This is a genomic window from Thioclava sp. F34-6, assembly GCF_002213235.1.
Taxonomy (GTDB): domain Bacteria; phylum Pseudomonadota; class Alphaproteobacteria; order Rhodobacterales; family Rhodobacteraceae; genus Thioclava; species Thioclava nitratireducens.
Genome location: NZ_NBOA01000032.1, coordinates 1 through 1,427, shown reverse-complemented (window position 1 = coordinate 1,427; position 1,427 = coordinate 1). Strand labels below are relative to the sequence as shown.

1 protein-coding gene is annotated in these 1,427 nt (G+C 67.0%); it reads right to left on the bottom strand.

Features of this window, described 5'->3' with window-relative positions; genetic code table 11:
* The coding region (gene glpK, locus B6V72_RS18890; RefSeq protein ID WP_146696239.1) for a glycerol kinase GlpK at nt 1-1,427 on the bottom strand (1,427 nt) is incomplete at both ends.

The window sequence follows — 1,427 nt, the reverse complement described above, 5'->3', positions numbered from 1 at the left end:
GCCGCGATGGTGGCCTCGACCGCCTTTTTCCACGCAGTGTAGCGGGCTTCGCGTGTGGCCTCGTCCATCTGCGGGGCGAAGTTGCGATCGAGCGCCCAGCCTTTGGCGAACTCTTCCGGCTCGGGGTAGAGACCCGCCCTGTAGCCTGCAAGCCATGCCGCGCCGAGGGCAGTCGTCTCCAGCACTTCGGGCCGGTCCACTGGTGCACCGAGGATGTCGGACAGGAACTGCATCGCCCAATCCGACGCCGTCATGCCGCCATCGACGCGCAGGGTCGGGCGCGCGTCGTCGGACCAATCCGCCTGCATCGCCTGCAAGAGATCGCGGGTCTGGAAACCCACCGATTCCAGGGCCGCGCGGGCGAACTCTGCCGGGCCGGAGCTGCGGGTCAGGCCGAAGACTGCGCCGCGACAATCGGGGTTCCAGTAAGGCGCGCCGAGGCCGGTGAAGGCGGGCACGATGATCACGTCCTGCTCGGGGTCGGACTGCTCGGCCAGCGCCTGCGTCTGGTCGGCGGCCTCGATGATCTTCAGCCCGTCGCGCAGCCATTGCACCACCGCCCCCGCGACGAAGATCGAGCCTTCGAGCGCATAGGTCACTTTGCCGTCGAGCTGGTAGGCGATGGTGGTCAGCAGCCGGTTCTCCGAGCGCACCATCTGATCGCCGGTATTGAGCAGCGCGAAGCAGCCCGTGCCGTAGGTCGATTTCAGCATCCCCGGCTTGAAGCAGGCCTGCCCAACCGTCGCCGCCTGCTGGTCGCCCGCGACGCCGAGGATCGGGATTTCCGCGCCGAACAGGTCCGCTTGCGTGACGCCGAACTCCGCCGCGCAATCCTTCACTTCCGGCAGCATCTCCATCGGCACGCCGAGTTTCTTCGCGATGGTCGTCGACCAGCGCCCTTTCGCGATATCGTAGAGCATCGTGCGCGCGGCATTCGTGGCATCAGTGACATGCGAGGTGCCGCCCGTCAGTTTCCAGATCAGCCAGCTGTCGATGGTCCCGAAGGCGAGCTTGCCCGCCTCGGCCTTATCCCGCGCGCCGTCGACATTCTCCAGAAGCCAGCGCAGTTTCGTGGCCGAGAAATAGGGATCGATGATCAGCCCGGTGCGCTCGGTCACGGTCTCCTCGAACCCGTCCTCGCGCAGGGTGCGGCAGAATTCGGCGGTGCGGCGGTCCTGCCAGACAATGGCGTTATGGATCGGCTTGCCGCTCTCGCGGTCCCAGACCAGCGTCGTCTCGCGCTGGTTGGTGATGCCGATGCCGGAGATGTCCGCCGCGGTCACCCCGGCCTTCTCGATGGCGCCGCGCACGGTCGTCAGCACGCTCTCCCAGATTTCCTCGGCATCGTGCTCCACCCAGCCCGAACGCGGGAAATGCTGCGTGAATTCCTGCTGCGCGCTCGCCACCGGGCGCAGCGCGCCGTCAAA